16 protein-coding genes are annotated in these 19706 nt (G+C 35.8%); 9 read left to right on the plus strand and 7 right to left on the minus strand.

The features are described 5' to 3' along the window. Positions 1 to 9: 9 nt before the first annotated feature. Together AC5SR4_RS09195 and AC5SR4_RS09200 are read left to right on the plus strand one after the other, a co-directional pair. The gene (locus AC5SR4_RS09195; protein ID WP_495355952.1) at positions 10 to 2403 is read left to right on the plus strand and encodes a heavy metal translocating P-type ATPase; all 2394 of its coding nucleotides are present in this window, start codon (positions 10 to 12) and stop codon (positions 2401 to 2403) included. A 180-nt stretch (positions 2404 to 2583) separates the two neighbouring features. Further along, entirely contained in the window at positions 2584 to 3489 is a 906-nt protein-coding gene (locus tag AC5SR4_RS09200) for a hypothetical protein (RefSeq protein ID WP_495355953.1), read from the plus strand. A gap of 60 nt (positions 3490 to 3549) precedes the next feature. On the opposite strand, the gene groL is transcribed toward AC5SR4_RS09200, so the two are convergent. From groL to miaB, 7 genes are all read right to left on the minus strand, one after another. Next, positions 3550 to 5181, minus strand: coding sequence for a chaperonin GroEL (gene groL, locus AC5SR4_RS09205; protein ID WP_495355954.1), 1632 nt, complete (start codon positions 5179 to 5181; stop codon positions 3550 to 3552). Positions 5182 to 5241: 60 nt separating this feature from the next. Then, positions 5242 to 5517: a co-chaperone GroES gene (locus AC5SR4_RS09210; protein WP_495355955.1), complete on the minus strand. Its 276-nt coding sequence runs from the start codon at positions 5515 to 5517 to the stop codon at positions 5242 to 5244. Between the two features lie 147 nt (positions 5518 to 5664). Then, positions 5665 to 6027: a preprotein translocase subunit SecG gene (gene secG, locus AC5SR4_RS09215; RefSeq protein WP_495355956.1), complete on the minus strand. Its 363-nt coding sequence runs from the start codon at positions 6025 to 6027 to the stop codon at positions 5665 to 5667. Continuing rightward, the gene (locus AC5SR4_RS09220) at positions 6027 to 7013 is read right to left on the minus strand and encodes a DUF8458 domain-containing protein (protein ID WP_495355957.1); all 987 of its coding nucleotides are present in this window, start codon (positions 7011 to 7013) and stop codon (positions 6027 to 6029) included. The genes secG and AC5SR4_RS09220 overlap by 1 nt, the downstream gene beginning before the upstream one ends. 80 nt (positions 7014 to 7093) lie before the next feature. Then, the gene (locus tag AC5SR4_RS09225; protein ID WP_495355958.1) at positions 7094 to 7603 is read right to left on the minus strand and encodes an LptE family protein; all 510 of its coding nucleotides are present in this window, start codon (positions 7601 to 7603) and stop codon (positions 7094 to 7096) included. Between the two features lie 57 nt (positions 7604 to 7660). Next, positions 7661 to 8926, minus strand: a complete 1266-nt coding sequence (locus AC5SR4_RS09230) for a sigma-54 interaction domain-containing protein (protein WP_495355959.1) — start codon at positions 8924 to 8926, stop codon at positions 7661 to 7663. A gap of 94 nt (positions 8927 to 9020) precedes the next feature. Further along, positions 9021 to 10469, minus strand: a complete 1449-nt coding sequence (gene miaB / locus AC5SR4_RS09235; protein ID WP_495355960.1) for a tRNA (N6-isopentenyl adenosine(37)-C2)-methylthiotransferase MiaB — start codon at positions 10467 to 10469, stop codon at positions 9021 to 9023. Between the two features lie 155 nt (positions 10470 to 10624). On the opposite strand from miaB, the gene AC5SR4_RS09240 reads away from it, so the two are divergent. From AC5SR4_RS09240 to porL, 7 genes are all read left to right on the plus strand, one after another. After that, on the plus strand, positions 10625 to 11398 hold the full coding sequence (locus tag AC5SR4_RS09240; protein ID WP_495355961.1) for a hypothetical protein: 774 nt from the start codon (positions 10625 to 10627) through the stop codon (positions 11396 to 11398). Between the two features lie 12 nt (positions 11399 to 11410). Continuing rightward, a complete protein-coding gene (locus AC5SR4_RS09245) occupies positions 11411 to 12187 on the plus strand; it encodes a hypothetical protein (protein ID WP_495355962.1) in 777 nt (258 codons plus the stop codon). A 612-nt stretch (positions 12188 to 12799) separates the two neighbouring features. After that, positions 12800 to 13450, plus strand: coding sequence for a PQLLE family protein (locus tag AC5SR4_RS09250; RefSeq protein ID WP_495355963.1), 651 nt, complete (start codon positions 12800 to 12802; stop codon positions 13448 to 13450). A gap of 160 nt (positions 13451 to 13610) precedes the next feature. Continuing rightward, positions 13611 to 16100 (plus strand): type I DNA topoisomerase, encoded by a 2490-nt coding sequence (gene topA / locus AC5SR4_RS09255; RefSeq protein ID WP_495355964.1) that lies wholly within the window; start codon positions 13611 to 13613, stop codon positions 16098 to 16100. A gap of 164 nt (positions 16101 to 16264) precedes the next feature. Beyond that, entirely contained in the window at positions 16265 to 17431 is a 1167-nt protein-coding gene (locus AC5SR4_RS09260) for a formimidoylglutamase (protein ID WP_495355965.1), read from the plus strand. Between the two features lie 161 nt (positions 17432 to 17592). Then, positions 17593 to 18960, plus strand: a complete 1368-nt coding sequence (gene porK / locus AC5SR4_RS09265; RefSeq protein WP_495359172.1) for a T9SS ring complex lipoprotein PorK/GldK — start codon at positions 17593 to 17595, stop codon at positions 18958 to 18960. Positions 18961 to 19039: 79 nt separating this feature from the next. Next, entirely contained in the window at positions 19040 to 19675 is a 636-nt protein-coding gene (porL, locus tag AC5SR4_RS09270; protein WP_495355966.1) for a type IX secretion system motor protein PorL/GldL, read from the plus strand. Positions 19676 to 19706: the final 31 nt, after the last annotated feature.

The raw sequence follows: 19706 nt of genomic DNA on the forward strand, positions 1-19706 counted from the left end.
TCCATTGCCATGCAACATACATATAAAATTACAGGAATGACCTGTAATGGCTGTAGAACATCTGTAGAAAGCAACTTAAATGCAATAGACGATGTTATAGAAGCCAAGGTGGATTTAGAAAAAGGTGAAGCACTTTTAGAAATGCAGCACCATATTCCTGTTGAGAAACTTCAAGAGGCTATAGGTACCCATTATGGTATTTCGCTTCCTGGAGAGGAGCACAAACACAAGCATCACGAACATCAAAAGAAACAGGAAGAAAGGCATGGTACAGGGGTGTTTTATTGTCCTATGCGATGTGAAGGCGACAAAACTTATGATAAACCAGGAGACTGTCCTGTTTGTGGTATGGATTTGGTGGAAGAAGTGGGTGTTAACCAAACACCTGCCGAAGATACAACCTATAAAAAACTATCTAAAAAATTTTGGGTATCGGCGGCATTTACTTTGCCTATTTTTTTAATAGCTATGTCCGAGATGATTCCCAATAATCCATTACACCAAATATTGGCATTGAAATACTGGAATGGTGTTCAATTTCTATTATCCATTCCTGTAGTGTTTTATGCAACTTGGATGTTTTTTGAGCGTGCTTATAAATCTATTGTAAACTGGCATTTAAATATGTTTACACTTATTGGTATTGGTGCTGGTGTTGCTTGGCTTTTTAGTGTTTTTGGCATGCTGTTTCCAGAGCTATTACCTATGCAATTTAAAACGGATACTGGTACTGTGCATGTTTATTTTGAAGCTGCTACTGTAATATTAACTCTTGTCTTGTTGGGACAACTGTTGGAAGCCCGGGCACACCAAAAAACCAATTCCGCAGTTAAGGAATTATTGAAACTAGCACCTAATAAAGCAGTTCGGGTGGTAGATGGTGAAGAAGAAGTTATTGCTATTGATGCTATTAAGATAGGCGATATTTTGCGTGTAAAACCAGGGGATAAAATTCCAGTGGACGGTACAATTGAAGAAGGTGAAAGTACGGTAGATGAATCCATGATTACCGGCGAGCCCATACCAGTATCAAAAAAACAGCATGATGGGGTAAATGCCGGAACCATAAATGGCAAACAATCTTTTTTGATGAAAGCTGAAAAGGTGGGAGCTGATACTTTGCTGTCTCAAATTATAACCATGGTAAATAATGCTAGTAAAAGTAAAGCGCCCATTCAAAAACTAGCCGATAATATATCTGGTTATTTTGTGCCAATTGTGGTGTTGATTTCAATTGTAACATTTATTGTTTGGAAACTATGGGGTCCTGAGCCTTCTTATGTATATGCCTTGGTAAATGCCATAGCCGTATTAATTATTGCCTGTCCCTGTGCATTGGGGTTGGCAACACCCATGTCTGTTATGGTTGGGGTGGGGAAAGGTGCCAAATCAGGAGTTTTGATTAAAAACGCTGAAGCCTTAGAAACCTTAAATAAAATAGATGTTTTGATGATTGACAAAACAGGTACTATTACAGAAGGTAAACCCTCGGTAGATGAGGTTAAAAGTGTTCACAAGGATTTTGATGCTACAACCGTTTTGCAATACATTATATCATTAAATAAGCACAGTGAGCACCCTATAGCTGATGCTACAATGGCTTATGGTAAGTCCCAAAAAATAGCATCTCTAGAAGTTACTAATTTTAATTCCATAACAGGAAAAGGTGTTACAGGAACCATTAAAGGGAAACAAGTGGCGCTGGGTAACACCTCCTTGATGAAAGAGATGGAGGTGTCTATATCCGAAACTTTAGAGAGCGATCTTTTAAGGCAACAACAGCAAGGTAAAACCGTGCCTATTCTTGCCATAGGCCATGATGCTATAGGTTATGTGGTAATTAAAGATAAAATTAAAAAGCAAAGCAAAAAGGCCATATCAAAATTACAAGCTAAAGGTATTCGCGTTGTTATGTTAACGGGAGATAATATAAACACGGCTAAGGCAGTAGCATCAGAATTGAACATTAGTGATTTTAAAGCTGAGGTATTACCAGCAGAAAAATTAGAAGAGGTAAAAAAGCTTCAAGAACAAGGCTATATGGTGGCTGTGGCGGGTGATGGTATTAATGATGCACCAGCACTGGCCCAAAGTAATATAGGTATTGCTATGGGAACAGGAACCGATGTGGCCATTGAGAGTGCTCAAATTACATTGGTAAAAGGAGATTTGCAGGGTATTGTAAAAGCCTATAATTTGAGTGAAAGTGTTATGAAGAACATTAAACAAAATCTGTTTTTTGCACTTTTTTATAATAGTATAGGTGTACCTGTAGCTGCAGGTGTATTATTTCCTGTTTTTGGGTTATTGTTATCTCCCATGATTGCAGCTGCAGCTATGAGTTTTAGCTCCGTATCTGTCATTGCTAATGCTTTGCGGCTAAAAAATAAAAATATTGATTGAAAAACATTGATGCAAATCTTAAAAAGAGAGGCTGTGAAAAGTAAGTTTTTTAAGTCTCTTTTTTTTGCTTTTTAATAATAAATGGTTCAGAAAATTATTTATATGTAAGAATTTTTTATATATTTATATTTCCCTCCTGAAGAATAATTGGATTTTTTTTTCAATAATCTACCTACTGTTATGAAAAGTGAATTTGTTATATCTATCATTATTAGCCTTATCTTCTTAAGTATAGGGTTTATGCTCTTGCATTTTGGACAAATAGGTTATGGGGTGTCCTTTTTCGTGTTTTTGCCATTTACTATTGGTTATATATGTGGCAATTCAACGGTTAAAGCTATAAGCTTATGGGGCCATGTTATATCCCTAGCGGTTTTCTTTACTTTGCTTTTTATAGGAGGTTTAGAAGGCATGTTGTGTATTCTTATGGCTATGCCTTTAATTGTAGTTGCCATTGCTATAGGGGTCTTGACAAAGTATGTTGTTAAAACCTATCGTGTCTTTAATTATAAAGAATCAGGTATTGTTAAAAGTTCTATATTGCCTTTTTCTATTTTTCTCCTTTTTAGTTTTGTTGAAACGGAATTGACAAAAGATGATAAGGCGGTGATAGAGGTGAAGTCGGAAATGATTTTACCGTATGGGTCTTTACAGGTTTATGAATGTATTAAATCTGTTGATACTTTGGATTCTGAAATAAAACCATTTTTAATGAAATTGGATTTACCTGTTCCGCAAAAGTGTATTCTAGAGGAGGAGAAAGTTGGCGGATTGCGAGTATGTTACTTTGAAGGGGGTAAGATTGTAGAGCGCATTACAGAACTTAAAAAAGGCGAACTATTAAAAATGGATGTTATAGATTACCAAGTAACAGGTAAGAAATGGTTAGGTTTTAAAGAAGCCACTTATATGTTTGAAGATATAAGCAGCAATTATAGTAAAATAACAAGAACTACTACTTACACATCGGTATTATATCCAAGGTTTTATTGGAGGATGGCCGAGAAAATGGGTATAGAGCAGGAGCACGAATATGTATTTAGAAATTTAAAAGAAGATTTAATAGCACTTTATGGTACGAATTAATAAAAAAGCGCTTCAAAATTAATTGAAGCGCTTTTTATTTGTTAATAGTTATGCATTTAATTACATCATGCCCGGCATACCACCGCCGCCCATTGGAGGCATAGCAGGTGTATCTTCTTTAATGTCTATTAAGGCACATTCGGTTGTTAAAATCATTCCCGAAACAGAAGCAGCATTTTCTAAGGCAATACGCGTCACTTTTTTAGGATCGATAATTCCAGCTTTAAGCATGTCTACGTAGGTTTCAGATTTGGCATCAAAACCAAAGTCTTTTTTGCCTTCTAATACTTTAGCAATAACAACACTGCCTTCGCCACCAGCATTTTCAACAATGGTGCGTAGTGGAGATTCTATGGCGCGTGCTACTATTTGAATACCGGTTACTTCATCTAAGTTATCGGTTGTTAATTTATCTAAAACCGCTATGGCTCTAACAAAAGCAACACCACCACCAGCTACAATGCCTTCTTCTACAGCAGCTCTGGTAGCATGTAATGCATCATCAACACGATCCTTTTTCTCTTTCATTTCAACTTCACTGGCAGCTCCAACATATAGTACGGCTACACCTCCGGCCAATTTGGCTAAACGTTCTTGAAGTTTTTCTTTATCGTAATCGCTTGTTGTTGTTTCTATTTGAGCTTTTATTTGGTTAACACGTGCTTTAATGTCTTTAGCATCACCAGCTCCATTTACAATTGTTGTATTGTCTTTGTCGATGGTTACCGTTTCAGCAGTACCTAACATACTTAAATCTGCATTTTCTAGCGTAAAGCCTCTTTCCTCAGAAATAACAGTACCACCAGTTAGAATGGCTATGTCCTCTAGCATGGCTTTACGTCTGTCTCCAAAACCAGGTGCTTTTACAGCAGCAATTTTTAATCCGCCACGTAATTTATTAACTACTAGTGTAGCCAAAGCTTGTCCATCTACATCTTCAGCAATAATTAATAATGGGCGGCTAGATTGTGCTACAGGCTCTAAAATTGGAAGAATTTCTTGAAGGTTAGAAATCTTTTTGTCGAATAATAAAATGTATGGATTTTCTAAATCTGCAATCATTTTATCGGCATCTGTTACGAAGTAAGGTGATAAATAGCCACGGTCAAACTGCATACCTTCAACAACATCTACATAGGTGTCCATACCTTTAGCTTCTTCAACGGTAATAACCCCTTCTTTACCAACTTTACTAAAAGCAGTTGCTATTAATTCGCCAATAGTATCATCGTTGTTGGCCGAAATAGCTGCAACTTGCTTAATCATTTCAGAAGAGTTACCTACTTTTTTGGTTTGTCTTTCAAGATCTTTAGTAATAGCCTCCACAGCTTTATCAATACCGCGTTTTAAATCCATGGGATTGGCTCCGGCAGCAACATTTTTTAAACCTTCTTTTACAATGGCTTGTGCCAATACGGTTGCAGTTGTTGTTCCATCACCAGCCAAATCGTTGGTTTTAGAAGCGACTTCTTTTACCATTTGGGCACCCATATTTTCAAGGGCATTTTCTAATTCAATTTCTTTAGCTACAGAGACCCCGTCTTTTGTTACTTGAGGGGCTCCAAAACTTTTACTTATAATCACATTACGTCCTTTTGGGCCTAATGTTACTTTTACAGCATTTGCTAATGCATCAACACCACGTTTTAATCCGTCGCGTGCTTCAATATCAAATTTTATATCTTTTGCCATATCTTATTTTGCTTTTTTGATTTTATATAAATTGTTTAAAGGGTTAATTTTTTAATGCGGTTATATGATTGCTAGAATATCACTCTCTCGCATAATTAAATAATCTTTGCCTTCTAGTTTAAGTTCTGTTCCAGCATATTTACCATATAAAACAGTATCGCCAACTTTTACAGTTATTGGGTCATCTTTAGTGCCTTTTCCGGCAGCGACAACAGTTCCTCTTTGTGGTTTTTCTTTAGCGTTGTCTGGAATGATAATTCCAGAAGCTGTTTTGGTTTCAGCTTCGGCTGGTTCAATAAGAACACGGTCTGCTAATGGTTTAATGTTTAATGCCATGTGTTATATTTTTAAGTTTAAAATAATTAATGTTAATGCGATTCCATTATTCTAAAAGTATGCCAATACGGGTTAACTGACAAACTTGCAGCAACAAAAAATGCCAACTTGAAAAGTTGGCATTTTTTGTTTGTTTATAGACATCGATTACTGGGCTGTATCATTTACAGTGGCAGCATCGTTAGTTGTTTGTTGTGCAGGTGCAGCTTGTGGTAATGGCTGCGTTGTTGTAGCATCATCTGTATCTAAGGCTTTAGAATCTATAGCGTCTGAACCACTATGAATGGTCATGTTAGATAATAGGATTAGCACTAACAATAAAGTTGCTAAGGTCCATGTGCTTTTGTCTAGAAAATCGGTAGTCTTTTTTACACCACCTAATTGTTGGGTGCCACCGCCCCCAAATGATGAAGACAAACCGCCCCCTTTTGGGTTTTGAACCATGATTACTACAACAAGTAAAAAGGCTACTATAACTATTAAGGCTAAAAATATTGTGAACGTACTCATTACTTTTTATTGTTTTGTTCTTGTAATTCTTCTACAGCTTTTATTTGGTTTGCAAAGAAACTACTTTTTTCTGGATATTTCAAACTTAAAATTTTATAAGATTGAATTGCTTTTTTATAGTTTTTTTGCTCTACATAAATACGCGCCAAAGTTTCGGTCATCAAAGACTCGGTTTGTATCATTTGGGCTTTGGCGAGGTTCCCTTTTGGTGATGCAGTTTTTGAAGGGTTTATTTTAGGGTTTTTATTAATGAACTTATCTATAAGTTCAAATTTTTTATGCCTTTCTAAATCCGGGTCTGCGTTTTGCGATTGTACTTCTGGCGTTGAGCTTGGTTTTTGTTCTGCTTCGGTAGTTGTGTGGGGTGTTTCTTTTGTACTGCGTTTAATGGGGCTAAAGCGAGTAAGTTTAAGCCACTCATTAAAGGAATGGGTTTCGCTTTTTCCAAATTGAAGGGGTTGTCCTAAATTAAGAATATCTGAAGCTGATGCTTTTTGTGTTTGTGTATCTTTAGTAACGGGCTCTATGTTTTCAGATTCATCTAAAGCAAAATGAGCTATTTTTTTTTGGCGTTCTTCTTTTGGGCTAAATAAGGAGGGGTCTAATACCCCATCGGTGTCTTTAATTTGTTGTCTTAGGGCATCATCAATTTTAACACTTTTATAAACGGAAATGTCTTCTACGTCTACATCAATATCTTTTAAATGCTCTGAATTTCTTTTTATTAATTCTGAAATCTTGTTTTGTACAAAGACATCGGAAGTTATAAAATCAAAAAGAATACTACGATCTGTGGTATAAGCAGCTGTTGTTTTTAGCTCTTGATTGTATTTAAAACTACTTTGGTCTTTTAGCCCTTTTAGGTAAACGGCCCGAGCAGATTGAAAATAAGGGAACTCATCAATAATGGATTTTACGGCCTCCGTTTGTTCATGCGTAATGGCTTGTGGCTGTTGTAATATGTATGTAAAATCTTTTTGATTCATTGGTAAGCCCAAATTTAAATATTTTTCTTCAGTTTATCTTATACCCACCTTATACTGATGAACCGCTGAAGCTGTACTTGTTACCATTTAGCTAGCGAGGCATTGAAAATATCTTGTGTAAGGCGTTCTAATATTTCTTCATGTGCTGTTGCCTTCTGTGCTCCAATAAGTTGCTCTCTTCCGGGGTAATCGTAAAAGAAAGAAAAAGTTTGCTCAAAATCATCTTCCTCTTTTTTTCTATTATAAAACCGCACTTTAACACTTATGGTCAACCTGTTTTGTGCTGCTGTGTTTTCTGATGTGGCCGTTGTTGGGGAAATTCTATAATCGGTTATTTCTCCTTCATAAACCAAATCGGCATTAGAGGTTACTAAGCTTAGGTTGGTTTGGTTTTGTATTAAATCTTCTAGGGCCAACTTAAAATCACGTTCTAGCCCGGGTTCTATTAATAAGGCGTTATTTTCAAAACGATTGACCTGATAGGTTTTTGTGTCAGGAGGTATGGAGGCGCCTGTAAAGGAGTAAAAGCCACAATTGTAAAGTGAAAAACTAAAAACTAAAAGAGAAAAGTATAATATATGGTATTTCATAGGTTTGTTTTTGTTCTATAGGTTAGCTTTTAACTGTTGGTTTTACTCTTAACGGATTTAGAGGTCATATTGTTTTATCTTTCGGTATAATGTGCGTTCGCTAATGCCCAATTCGGCAGCAGCTAATTTACGCTTTCCGTTGTGACGTTCAAGCGATTTTTTTATTAATTCCAATTCTTTGTCTTGCAATGAGAGTGTTTCTTCTTCTTCAATTTCTTCGGCAAAATGGTATTTATCTGGAACGGGCTCTATAATATCGTTGTTAGGGGTGTGCTCTGGAATAGAAATTAAGTCGCTATTTTCCACAGCTTCATCATACTCAGTGTCCTCTTCGTCATCACCATAAATTTTTTGAATAAGGCCTTCATGGCTCTTTTCAACATCTTTTGTATTGCCACTTTTCATGAGCTCGAGTGTGAGTTTTTTTAAATCGTTTAGGTCACTTTTCATATCAAAAAGAACCTTGTATAAAATTTCACGCTCGCTACTAAAATCGCTTTCTGCTTTAGATGTTTTTATAACTGCCGGTAAGTTGGAGCCCGATGTAGGCAAATAACTTTTTAGGGTTTCGGCAGTAATGGTTCTGTTTTGTTCTAATACAGAAAGTTGTTCGGCAATGTTTCGTAATTGTCTAATATTACCACTCCAACGATGTTTTAAAAGAACCTCAATAGCATTGTCTGTTAGCTTAATGGTTGGCATTTTGTATTTCAATGCAAAATCACTGGCAAATTTTCTAAACAGCAAGTGAATATCATCCTGCCTATCGCGTAATGGTGGCAAATGGATGTCAACAGTGCTTAACCTATAGTAAAGGTCTTCACGAAATTTTTCTTTTTCAATAGCCTCAAACATATTAATGTTTGTTGCAGCTACAATACGCACATTGGTTTTTTGTACTTTACTGGAACCTACTTTTAAAAATTCGCCATTTTCTAAAACACGTAGTAAGCGTACTTGGGTTGTTAAGGGTAGCTCGCCAACTTCATCTAGAAAAATAGTACCGCCATCGGCTACTTCAAAATACCCTTCGCGTGTTTGTGTCGCTCCTGTAAAGGCTCCTTTTTCATGACCAAAAAGTTCACTGTCTATGGTACCTTCGGGAATGGCCCCACAGTTTACGGCAATGTATTTATTGTGTTTTCTGTGTGATAATTGGTGTATTATTTTTGGAATACTTTCTTTACCTACGCCACTTTCGCCTGTTACCAATACTGAAATGTCGGTTGGGGCTACTTGAATGGCTTTTTCTATGGCACGATTTAGTGCAGGCGTATTGCCAATAATACCAAAACGTTGTTTTATAGCTTGAACTGATTCCATATTTTTAAGTTAAAAGTTAAAAACTAAAAAGTTTATTTATAATTGCTTTTAATGTCACCATTTAGTTTTAGCTTGTTCATTTTTACTGTTAACCTTAATTGTTAGTTGAGTAACCAATGGCTTCACCAATAAGTGTTGCACTGGTACAATCGGTAACTTTTACATTTACAAAATCGCCAACTTTATAGTGTGCTTTAGGGAACACGGTAACAAGGCTTTGTTGTGTTCTACCAGACCAATGGGCGTCCGATTTTTTAGACTCTTTTTCAATAAGGACTTCTACAATGGTATTTAAGTTTTGTCGGGTTCTAAAACCACTGTGTGCTTGTTGAAGTTCTACAATTTCTGTTAGTCTTCTTTTTTTTATGTCTTCAGGAACGTCATCTTTCATTTTTCGTTCAGCCAAAGTGCCTGGGCGTTCAGAATATGTGAACATATAACCAAAATCGTATTTTACATATTCCATAAGGGATAAGGTGTCTTGGAAATCGGTTTCTGTTTCGGTAGGAAAACCTACAATCATGTCTTGGCTTATGGCACAATCTGGAATAATGTTGCGAATATTGTCTATTAGCTGCATGTACTCCTTGCGCGTATGCAAGCGATTCATTTCTTTTAAAATACGATCGCTTCCACTTTGTACGGGTAAATGAATATGGTTACAAATGTTTTTGTGTTTAGCCATCGTTTCAATTACATCAAGAGTTAAGTCTTGTGGGTTTGATGTTGAAAAGCGAATACGCATTTTAGGTTGTGCATTGGCACAAAGATCCAGCAGCTTTGCAAAATTAACGGCAGTAGCTTTTTGTAGATCGGAAGCTTTATTGAAATCTTTTTTTAAACCGCCCCCGTACCAAAGGTAACTATCTACATTTTGGCCTAGTAAGGTAACTTCTTTAAAACCTTTGTTCCATAAATCATTAATTTCTTCAATAATACTTTGCGGTGCTCTACTACGCTCTCTGCCACGCGTAAAGGGCACTACGCAAAATGTGCACATGTTATCGCAGCCTCGTGTAATAGATACAAAAGCGGTTACCCCATTAGTGTTTAATCTAACAGGAGATATATCTCCATAGGTTTCTTCCTTGGAAAGGATTACATTAATAGCCTCATTCCCTTCATCTACTTCAGTTAAAAGATTGGGGAGGTCTTTGTAAGCATCGGGGCCAACAACTAAATCAACAATCTTTTCTTCTTCTAAAAACTTGGTTTTTAAGCGCTCTGCCATACAGCCCAAAACGCCTACTTTCATTTTAGGATTATGGGATTTTTTTACGGCATTGTATTTTTCTAAACGTTTGCGAACAGTTTGTTCGGCTTTATCTCTAATAGAGCAGGTATTTACTAAAACCAAATCGGCGTCTTCTAAGCTTTGGGTTGTGTTAAAGCCTTGCTCTGCCAATATAGAGGCTACAATTTCACTATCACTAAAATTCATGGCACATCCATAGCTTTCTATAAAAAGCTTGCGTTTATTGCCTTCTTGTTGTTTTAATGTTAAGGTTTCCCCTTGTTTACTTTCGTCTATAATTTTCTCCATAGTTAACTAGTAACACGTTATCTTTCAATAAGCATGCAAAGATACAACATATTTATGGTTTATGACAAAGTGTCATATTTAAAAATACCATAAAAAAATATTAAAATATTGAAGAAAATTTTTACTTTAGTTGGCAGCTAACCAATAATAAAAAAATGAGTACAAAGGAAAGCCTATTGGCAAAAATAGCAAATGCTAAAGCATTAGATTCTGGAAATGTTATTAATGAAACCATAGAGTTGTTTAAAAAAGTATGGATAAAGGGCTTTTTAATAATTATGCTCATTGTTCTTCCAAGTATTTTTATAGGATTTATTTTTAGATTAATAGGTCTGGCCCCCGATGTAGAGGTTTTTAGCAATGGGTTTGATATGGATTCTTTTTTGCATTTCTACTCCGTAAATGCAATTTATAATATCCCACAAGCCATATTGGCCAGTACCCTAACACTTGCTTTTGTTGCAGGTTTTTATCGTATTTGCCGTCAAATAGTTACTGGCAGTGGTGGTGAAGACGATTATTTTTTCTTTTTTCGTAAAGCCTATTTTAGCAAAGTGTTTATGTTGGGTATTATTTACACCATTATAGCCTCTATTGCGCAATACTTATTTTTAATTCCTTACATATATGTCTTTGTGCCGTTGTCTTATTTTGCTGTTATTCTGGCGGATTATCCAGATTTTAGTGAGATGCAAATTGTAAAAGCCAGTTTTGCACTAGGTAACAAAAAATGGCTTATTACTTTTGGAACCATGTTTGTTGCCGGGTTAATAGGCATGTTGGGAATTTTAGGCTGTGGCATTGGATTGCTCTTTACCATATCCATAGTTTATTTGCCTGCTTTTGTTATTTATAAGAATGCCGTTGGGTTTCAAGAAGAATCGGAAATAGATCAAATAGGGGTGCAAGATGATTTTGAAAATATATAAACTATTTTAATTATGAGTGATAGTAATATTTTATTGAGAAAGATTGAAGGTGCTAGACCATCGGATTTTGGTACTATTTTTAATAATTGTATTGAATTGTTTAAAAAGGTTTGGGTACAAGGTATTGTTGTTTTGTTATTGAATATGGCATTTATGTTTCCGTTCTATATTATAGTGTATTTACCGCTTGTGGCATTGGGTGTATTTAGCCCTGAGTCTTTTGAAGGGGAAGGGTTTTCAGGATTAGAGGGGCTCGGTTTTGTTGTTATGGCCGTATCCATAGTATTGTTTCTTTTTATGATGATAGGTATGATGGCTATATCTGTTGGGTTAAAAGCCGCTTATTTTAGAATTGTAAAAAATAAGGATTTGCGGTTAAACCAGGCCGATGATTATTTTTTCTTTTTAAAGAAGCGCTATTTAAAAAAGACAATTACTTTAGGTTTAATGATGTTGGGAATTGGCCTATTGGCAGCATTGCTTTGTGTATTGCCTATTATTTATGCCATAATTCCCCTATCGTATATGGTTGTGGTGTATGCCCTTAACCCAGATTTATCTCCGTCTGAAATTGTAAAAGTAGCCTTTAAATTAGGGAATAAAAAGTGGCTAATAACCTTTGCGCTTGTGTTTGTTACCTGGTTATTATCAACTGTAGTAGGGTTTTTAATGTGTTTTATAGGTATATATGTAACACAGCAATTTATTGATTTGCCTTTTTACCATGTTTATAAGGAAGCCATTGGTTTTAAGGAGCAGGATGTTATAGATACTATTGGAACAGAGTAATTTATTTTAATACCGCCTAACGCCTGTTCGCTCATCGTGTGGCAGGCGTTACAAGGTAGCCTAAAAACATACCACCCTACATATAAAAATAGATTTTTTTTACACAATTACGGAAAAACCGTAAAATCAATTCAAAATACTTTTGTAAGTTTATGCCCATAAAGCCCCCAAGGCTATCAAACTTAATATTTCTAAAAAGGAATGAACTTAACTTACAAATTATGCTTATTAAATAAACTAGTATCTAAAGTTTACAACACCTTTATTATACCGACTACCTTAGAGCCACCGTAAGACGATTCTTCCCGCTAAAAAAACCGTTCCTTCCGGAAAAAAATCGGACCTCCCAAGAAAAAATGGTAGAGAACCATAAAAAAATGATTCCTCCCTGAAAAAAATGGCAGGTAACCGGAAAAAAATCATTCCTCCCGGGAAAAAATGGGAAGTCACCACAAAAAAATGGTTCCTCCCTAAAAAAAATCATAGGGAACGGGAAAAAAATGGCAGGGAACCATAAAAGAACGGCATATCCCGGGATTTAATTATAAAAACGAACCAATGTAAGGTTCAAAACAATTTTTTTAAAATTTAAAACGTAACATATAATTTAAAATGGAAAACAAAACCATAGATTCGAAATTAGCGCACTGTACCGTAATTTTAGAAAACAGTTTGCAAAATGATGTTATAAAAGCAGCGGTTGGAGCTTTTAATTATGATGAAATTAAACTACAAGAAGGTTTAACCTTATTAAATAACACAAAAAGTTTGCACAGTGAACAAAAAAAGGAATATGGAGACCAATATGAAGCAACAGATGCATTACAGATCGCAATGGCCGATGCTAATGAGACCTATATAGAACATGTAAGCATAAGTAGAATTGCTTTTAAGAACAAACGAGGCATTAGAGAAACATTGCAATTGGATGGGCGTAGAAAAAAGAGTTATTCTGGGTGGTTAAAGCAAGCCAATATTTTTTACACCAATGCCTTAAAAAGTGACGAGATTAAAGCGGCAATGGCTGCTTTTGGTATTGATGAGGCAAAATTGCTTGATGCACAAGCCAATGTAAAAAACGTAGAACAACTTTTAGCAGCACAGCACAAAGAAACAGGCGAAGCCCAGGAAGCAACCCAAACCAGAGATAAATCGCTTGATGAGTTGCAGGAGTGGATAGGCGATTATATGGTGGTTGCTAAAATAGCTTTAAAAAATAAGCCACAATATTTAGAAATGTTAGGGGTTGTGGTGCCTTCTTAATTAAAAAACAACAGTGTAAAGCTGTTTTTTTTAGGTTTATTAATGGCCTGTTATATACCATATATTACAGGCTTTTTTGTGTAATTAGCATACAGTTAATCTACCAAATTATGCAGATAAACTTTTTTTACTATACATTTGTACCTTCAAAAATTGATGTATGGCGAAGAATTTAGTAATTGTTGAGTCTCCTGCTAAAGCAAAGACTATTGAAAAATTTCTGGGAAAAGATTTTAAAGTAGCTTCTAGTTTTGGACATATAGCTGACCTTCCTTCTAAAGAATTGGGGGTAGATGTAGATGGAGATTTTAAACCCAAATACGAAGTTTCAAAAGATAAAAGAACCGTTGTAAAACAACTGAAGGATTTAGCCAATAAGGCCGATTTGGTTTGGTTAGCAAGTGATGAGGACCGCGAGGGAGAAGCCATAGCTTGGCATTTGGCAGAAACTTTAAAATTAGATAAAGAAAAAACAAAACGTATTGTTTTTCATGAGATAACCAAAACCGCCATTCAAAAGGCCATTGAAAACCCAAGAGGCATAGATTACGATTTAGTAGATGCCCAGCAAGCACGTCGTGTTTTAGACAGAATTGTGGGTTACGAATTGTCGCCCGTACTATGGCGTAAAGTCAAAGGAGGCTTATCGGCAGGACGCGTACAATCCGTATCTGTACGTTTAATTGTAGAACGCGAACGCGAAATACAGGGTTTTAAGCCCGTAGCATCATATAGAATAGATGCCGAATTTTCTAATGAAGAAGGCCAAACCTTTAAGGCCAAGCTTCCAAAAAACTTTTCAACCAAAGCAGAAGCACAAGCCTTTTTAGAAAAAAATGCCAGCGCATCGTTTAAGGTTGCAGATTTAGAGAAAAAACCAGCTAAAAAATCGCCAGCAGCACCATTTACAACATCAACCTTGCAACAAGAGGCGTCACGTAAACTATACTTTTCAGTTAGTAAAACCATGACTATGGCACAACGCCTTTATGAGGCGGGACTAATAACCTATATGAGAACAGATAGTGTGAATTTATCTGATGAAGCACGCCAAGGCGCCCAGGCAGAAATAGAAAGTGCCTTTGGCTCTAAATACAGTAAGCCCAGAAACTATACAGGGAAAACTAAAGGAGCCCAAGAAGCACATGAGGCTATTAGACCAACCAATTTTGCAACGCACTCCGTAAGTTTAGATCGTGATCAAGCACGCCTTTACGAATTGATTTGGAAACGGGCCATTGCATCACAAATGAGTGAGGCAGAATTAGAGCGTACCAATGTAAAGATTGATGCTTCAACACATAATGAAACCTTTACAGCAAATGGGGAGGTTATTACATTTGACGGGTTTTTAAAAGTTTATTTAGAAGGTACAGACGATGAGGAGGTTGAACAAGAAGGTATGTTGCCAGCCATGCGGGTTAATGAAACCTTACTTAATAACTACATTACAGCCACACAGCGTTACACAAGGCCACCGGCTAGATATACAGAAGCCTCTTTGGTGAAAAAACTAGAAGAATTGGGTATTGGGCGTCCGTCTACTTACGCTCCCACTATTTCTACCATACAGAATAGAAATTATGTAGAAAAAGGAACTGTAGAGGGCACCGAACGCCAATATTCGCAAATTACCTTAAAAAAAGGGGTGGTAAAAGATAAATTGCTTACCGAAAAGGTAGGGTCAGACAAAGGGAAATTGGTGCCAACAGATATTGGAATGATTGTAACTGACTTTTTGGTAAATCATTTTGAACATATATTAGATTACAATTTTACAGCCAAGGTTGAGGCCGATTTTGATGATATAGCTGAAGGGAAAGTAGATTGGTCCAATATGATGAAAGCCTTTTATAAAGACTTCCATCCACAAGTTGAAGATGTACAAGAAAATGCCGATAGAGAGTCTGGAGAGCGTGTTTTGGGAACCGATCCCAAAACAGGAAAACAAGTTAGCGTTCGTTTGGGTAAGTTTGGACCTATGGTGCAAATTGGAACTCAAGAAGATGACGAGAAACCACAGTTTGCCAGTTTGGGGCCAGACCAACAACTTAATACCATTACTTATGAAGAAGCTATGGACTTGTTCCAGCTACCCAAAAAACTAGGGGAGTATAAAGGAGAAGATGTAGAAGTAAACAATGGGCGCTTTGGACCCTATGTTAAGTTTGGTAGTTCGTTTGTTTCGCTGCCCAAGGGTGTAGATCCCTTAAGTGTAGAATTAGATGATGCCATTGTTTTAATAAAAGAGAAGCAAAAGGCAGATGCACCAATATATACCTATAAAAACCTTCCAGTACAAAAAGGTAAAGGTCGTTTTGGTCCCTTTATAAAATGGAACAATATGTTTATCAATGTCAATAAAAAATACGATTGGGATAATTTATCCGACGATGATATTGTGGAACTTATTGAAACCAAAATCCAAAAAGATATCGAAAAGGTTGTACACCATTGGGAAGATGAGGGCATAAAAGTAGAAAAGGCCCGTTGGGGTAGGCACAACGTTATTAAAGGAAAGACAAAAGTTGAGTTAGATAAAACGGTTGATGTATCTAAAATGACCTTGGAAGAGGCCAAAGGTTTAATTGAAGCCAAGGCACCCAAGAAAAAAGCAACCAAGCGTAAAGCCTCAGCAAAAAAGAAATAGTTGTTGTAAATATTAGTAAGGGCTTTTAAGCATTTTACAAATAATGGTTTCTTTCTTTTAAAGATTGCAAATTTTAGTAGATTATTTTTATGTTAACAGCATGGCAAAAGTCATTTATTCTAGTGATATTTGTAGATAAGTCAAATTGAATTAAAATGACTCTTATGAATTTTAATTTCCTTTCTCCAGTTTCAGATGCTGTATTGGCTCACAACCAGTTGCTTTCTATGCAAGCTTTAGGAAAGAAAATCAAGATACATTCTGCACAAAATGGTATTCCAGATTTAGAAGGTGTAGATATTGCTGTTTTTGGTGTTATTGAAAACAGAAATGATATAAATTATATAGGAGCAGAGTTTCAACTAGACGAAATACGAAAAACATTTTATGGTCTCTTCCCAGGAAGCTGGAGCACATCCATTGCAGATTTAGGTGATATTAATAAAGGAGAAACGGTAGAAGATACCTATTTTGCCCTTAAGACAACTGTTGCCATATTGGTAAAAAAGAATATTATACCTATTATAATAGGAGGCACTCAAGATTTAACGTATGCTAACTATCGGGCTTACGATAATATAATGCCAATGGTTAATATTGTAAATGTAGATAGTAAGTTCGATTTAGGCGATTCAAACAAACCTATTAAAAACGATAGCTTTGTTGGTAAAATTATTTTAGACAAACCCTATAACCTTTTTAATTATGCAGCCATAGGGTATCAAACTTATTTTAATTCGCAAGAGGAAAAAGACTTAATGGATGATCTTTATTTTGAATCGTACAGGTTGGGAGAGATATCAAAAGATATAACCCTAGTAGAACCTGTAATGCGAGATGCCAATATTGTTAGTATAGATCTAAGCGCAGTAAAAGGAGCAGAAGTGAGTTTAAACCAAAAGGTTTCACCAAATGGCTTAGATGGAAAAGAAATTTGTGCCATTGCACGTTATGCAGGTATAAGTAATAAGGTAAGCTCTTTTGGTATTTATGAATACAAGCCGTCTAAAGATGACGAGTTGTCTTCCATGTTAATCTCCCAAATGCTATGGTATTTTATAGAAGGTGTAAATTATCGGGTAAAAGATGATGACTTCACAGATGATAGGAACTATCAAAAGTTCATAGCACTTGTAGATTCAGACGAATTGGTGTTTTATAAAAGCAACAAAACAGGTAGATGGTGGATTGAAATTCCTTTTTTATCGGAAATCAATAATAAATTAAAGAGACACACGTTATTACCATGCATGCACCAAGATTACCTAGATGCCTGTAATAATAAGGTGCCAGACCGTTGGTATAAAGCGTTTCAAAAGAATTGCGTTTAGAAGGAATAAATAGCTAAAAGGGTCATTTCATCGGTAAAATGCTGTTTTTTTACGATGAAATGTAAATTTTTCAGTAAAAAAGTTGTTTTTTAAAAAATATATAAATATGTTTACGCTCTCAAAATTGAAGCTAAATAATTAACCTCGAGTTTTCTATGGATATGAAGAAGTTTATATTATTAACCACAGTAATAACATTGCTAGCTAGTTGTGGGTCTAACGACAAAGGCGAGTTAGTGGGTGTTAAAGGAAAGAAATGGCACCCTGAAAAACCTTATGGGATGGAACTCATACCAGGTGGCGCATTTATTATGGGTAAGGCCGATGATGATTTGGCCGGCGTACAAGACGCTCCTGCAAAAACAGTTACAGTAAGAGCATTCTATATGGATGCCACTGAGATTACTAATAGTGAGTATCGCCAATTTGTAAATTGGGTAAGAGACTCTATTATTAGGATGAAGCTTGCCATTTTAGCCGATGAGGTTGGTAAACTACCAGAAGATGGTGGTATTGGTGAGTATGCATTTAAAGATGCCGATACCGCAAATATGTCGGTTTACGAAAAATACATGTTTGAAAACTATACAGGTTTAGGACCAACAGGATATGAAGGAAGAAAATTAAACAAAGACATTGATTTAATTTTTGATACTGCTGAATATCCAGATGAATTCTACACAGAGGTTATGGATACCATGTATTTACCTTTAGAGGCATCTTATAATGGACAACGTACTTGGGACGTTAAAAAGTTTAAGTTTCAATATAGCCATATGGATATCCAAGAAGCTGCAAGAAATAGAAACATTAAACGAGAAGATGTTATTTTAAAAGAGGAAATAGAAGTATATCCAGATACAACAGTATGGATTCGTGATTTTGCTTACTCTTACAATGAGCCTATGCACAATGACTATTTTTGGCACGATGCTTATAGTGATTACCCTGTAGTAGGTGTAACTTGGGATCAAGCAAAAGCCTTTTGTGAATGGCGAACCATAAACAAAAACGCTTATCAAAAATCAAGAAAAGGTGCCGCTATGGTAAACACTTTTAGATTACCATCTGAAGCAGAATGGGAGTATGCTGCTCGTGGTGGCCTGCAAGCTGCAACGTATCCTTGGGGCGGTCCTTATACCAAAAGTGATAGAGGTTGTTTTATGGCAAACTTTAAACCTGTGAGAGGGGATTATGCCTCAGACCAAGCACTTTATACTGTAGAAGCAAAATCGTATGAGCCAAATGATTATAACCTATACAATATGGCAGGGAATGTATCAGAATGGGTAAATGCGTCTTACGATCCATCATCTTATGAATATACATCTACCATTAACCCGAACGTTAATGATGATGATAACCAACGTAAAGTGGTTAGAGGTGGTTCATGGAAAGATGTTGCTTACTTCTTACAAGTAAGTTCCAGAGATTACGAGTATGCAGATTCTGCAAGAAGTTATATTGGTTTTAGAACCGTTCAAGATTACATGGGGACACAAGTAACAAAAAACGCTAAAAACAAATAGAATCAAATCAAATCAATAATAAATAAACTATTAATTAACCTACTTAAGTAATTTATACTTAAATCAAAAATTGAAAATTATGGCACAGTCAAAAGCAAGTAAAAAGTTCATGAACATGGCTTACGGATTAGGAGCAGCAATTGTAATTATTGGGGCACTTTTTAAAATCACTCACATGGAGTTTGGATTTATAAACGGTAATGTCATGTTAACATTAGGTCTTGTAACCGAAGCAATTATTTTTGCTATTTCAGCGTTCGAGCCCGTAGATAACGATTTAGATTGGTCTTTAGTGTATCCAGAATTAGCTGGAGGTGAAGCATCTAAAAAAGAAAAAGAAAATCCACAAGGTTTATTATCCAAAAAATTAGATGAGTTGTTAAAAGACGCTAAAATAGATGGCGAATTAATGGCAAGTTTAGGAGATAGTATTAAAAACTTTGAAGGTGCAGCTAAAAATATGTCATCTACTGTAGATTCTATTGAAGCTACTAAAAAATACGGTGAAGAATTATCTTTGGCAGCAGCACAAATGGAGTCTTTAAACAGTTTATATAAAATACAATTAGAAAGTATTAACAGGCAAGCTTCAATCAATGAAGAATCTATTGAGAATGCAGCTAAATTGAAAGAACAAATGCAATCATTAGCTTCAAACTTATCTTCATTAAATGGCGTGTACGGCGGTATGTTATCTGCTATGAACAAAAACTAATTAGGGTTTTCCCAAATTAATAATATTAATT

This window comes from Aestuariibaculum scopimerae (genome assembly GCF_059428085.1).

What these genes read in the sequence shown, in the direction of transcription:
- AC5SR4_RS09195 (WP_495355952.1), top strand. Translation starts at nt 10, where the DNA reads ATGCAACATACATATAAAATTACAGGAATGACCTGTAATGGCTGTAGA.
- AC5SR4_RS09200 (WP_495355953.1), top strand. Translation starts at nt 2,584, where the DNA reads ATGAAAAGTGAATTTGTTATATCTATCATTATTAGCCTTATCTTCTTA.
- groL (WP_495355954.1), bottom strand. Translation starts at nt 5,181, where the DNA reads ATGGCAAAAGATATAAAATTTGATATTGAAGCACGCGACGGATTAAAA.
- AC5SR4_RS09210 (WP_495355955.1), bottom strand. Translation starts at nt 5,517, where the DNA reads ATGGCATTAAACATTAAACCATTAGCAGACCGTGTTCTTATTGAACCA.
- secG (WP_495355956.1), bottom strand. Translation starts at nt 6,027, where the DNA reads ATGAGTACGTTCACAATATTTTTAGCCTTAATAGTTATAGTAGCCTTT.
- AC5SR4_RS09220 (WP_495355957.1), bottom strand. Translation starts at nt 7,013, where the DNA reads ATGAATCAAAAAGATTTTACATACATATTACAACAGCCACAAGCCATT.
- AC5SR4_RS09225 (WP_495355958.1), bottom strand. Translation starts at nt 7,603, where the DNA reads ATGAAATACCATATATTATACTTTTCTCTTTTAGTTTTTAGTTTTTCA.
- AC5SR4_RS09230 (WP_495355959.1), bottom strand. Translation starts at nt 8,926, where the DNA reads ATGGAATCAGTTCAAGCTATAAAACAACGTTTTGGTATTATTGGCAAT.
- miaB (WP_495355960.1), bottom strand. Translation starts at nt 10,469, where the DNA reads ATGGAGAAAATTATAGACGAAAGTAAACAAGGGGAAACCTTAACATTA.
- AC5SR4_RS09240 (WP_495355961.1), top strand. Translation starts at nt 10,625, where the DNA reads ATGAGTACAAAGGAAAGCCTATTGGCAAAAATAGCAAATGCTAAAGCA.
- AC5SR4_RS09245 (WP_495355962.1), top strand. Translation starts at nt 11,411, where the DNA reads ATGAGTGATAGTAATATTTTATTGAGAAAGATTGAAGGTGCTAGACCA.
- AC5SR4_RS09250 (WP_495355963.1), top strand. Translation starts at nt 12,800, where the DNA reads ATGGAAAACAAAACCATAGATTCGAAATTAGCGCACTGTACCGTAATT.
- topA (WP_495355964.1), top strand. Translation starts at nt 13,611, where the DNA reads ATGGCGAAGAATTTAGTAATTGTTGAGTCTCCTGCTAAAGCAAAGACT.
- AC5SR4_RS09260 (WP_495355965.1), top strand. Translation starts at nt 16,265, where the DNA reads ATGAATTTTAATTTCCTTTCTCCAGTTTCAGATGCTGTATTGGCTCAC.
- porK (WP_495359172.1), top strand. Translation starts at nt 17,593, where the DNA reads ATGAAGAAGTTTATATTATTAACCACAGTAATAACATTGCTAGCTAGT.
- porL (WP_495355966.1), top strand. Translation starts at nt 19,040, where the DNA reads ATGGCACAGTCAAAAGCAAGTAAAAAGTTCATGAACATGGCTTACGGA.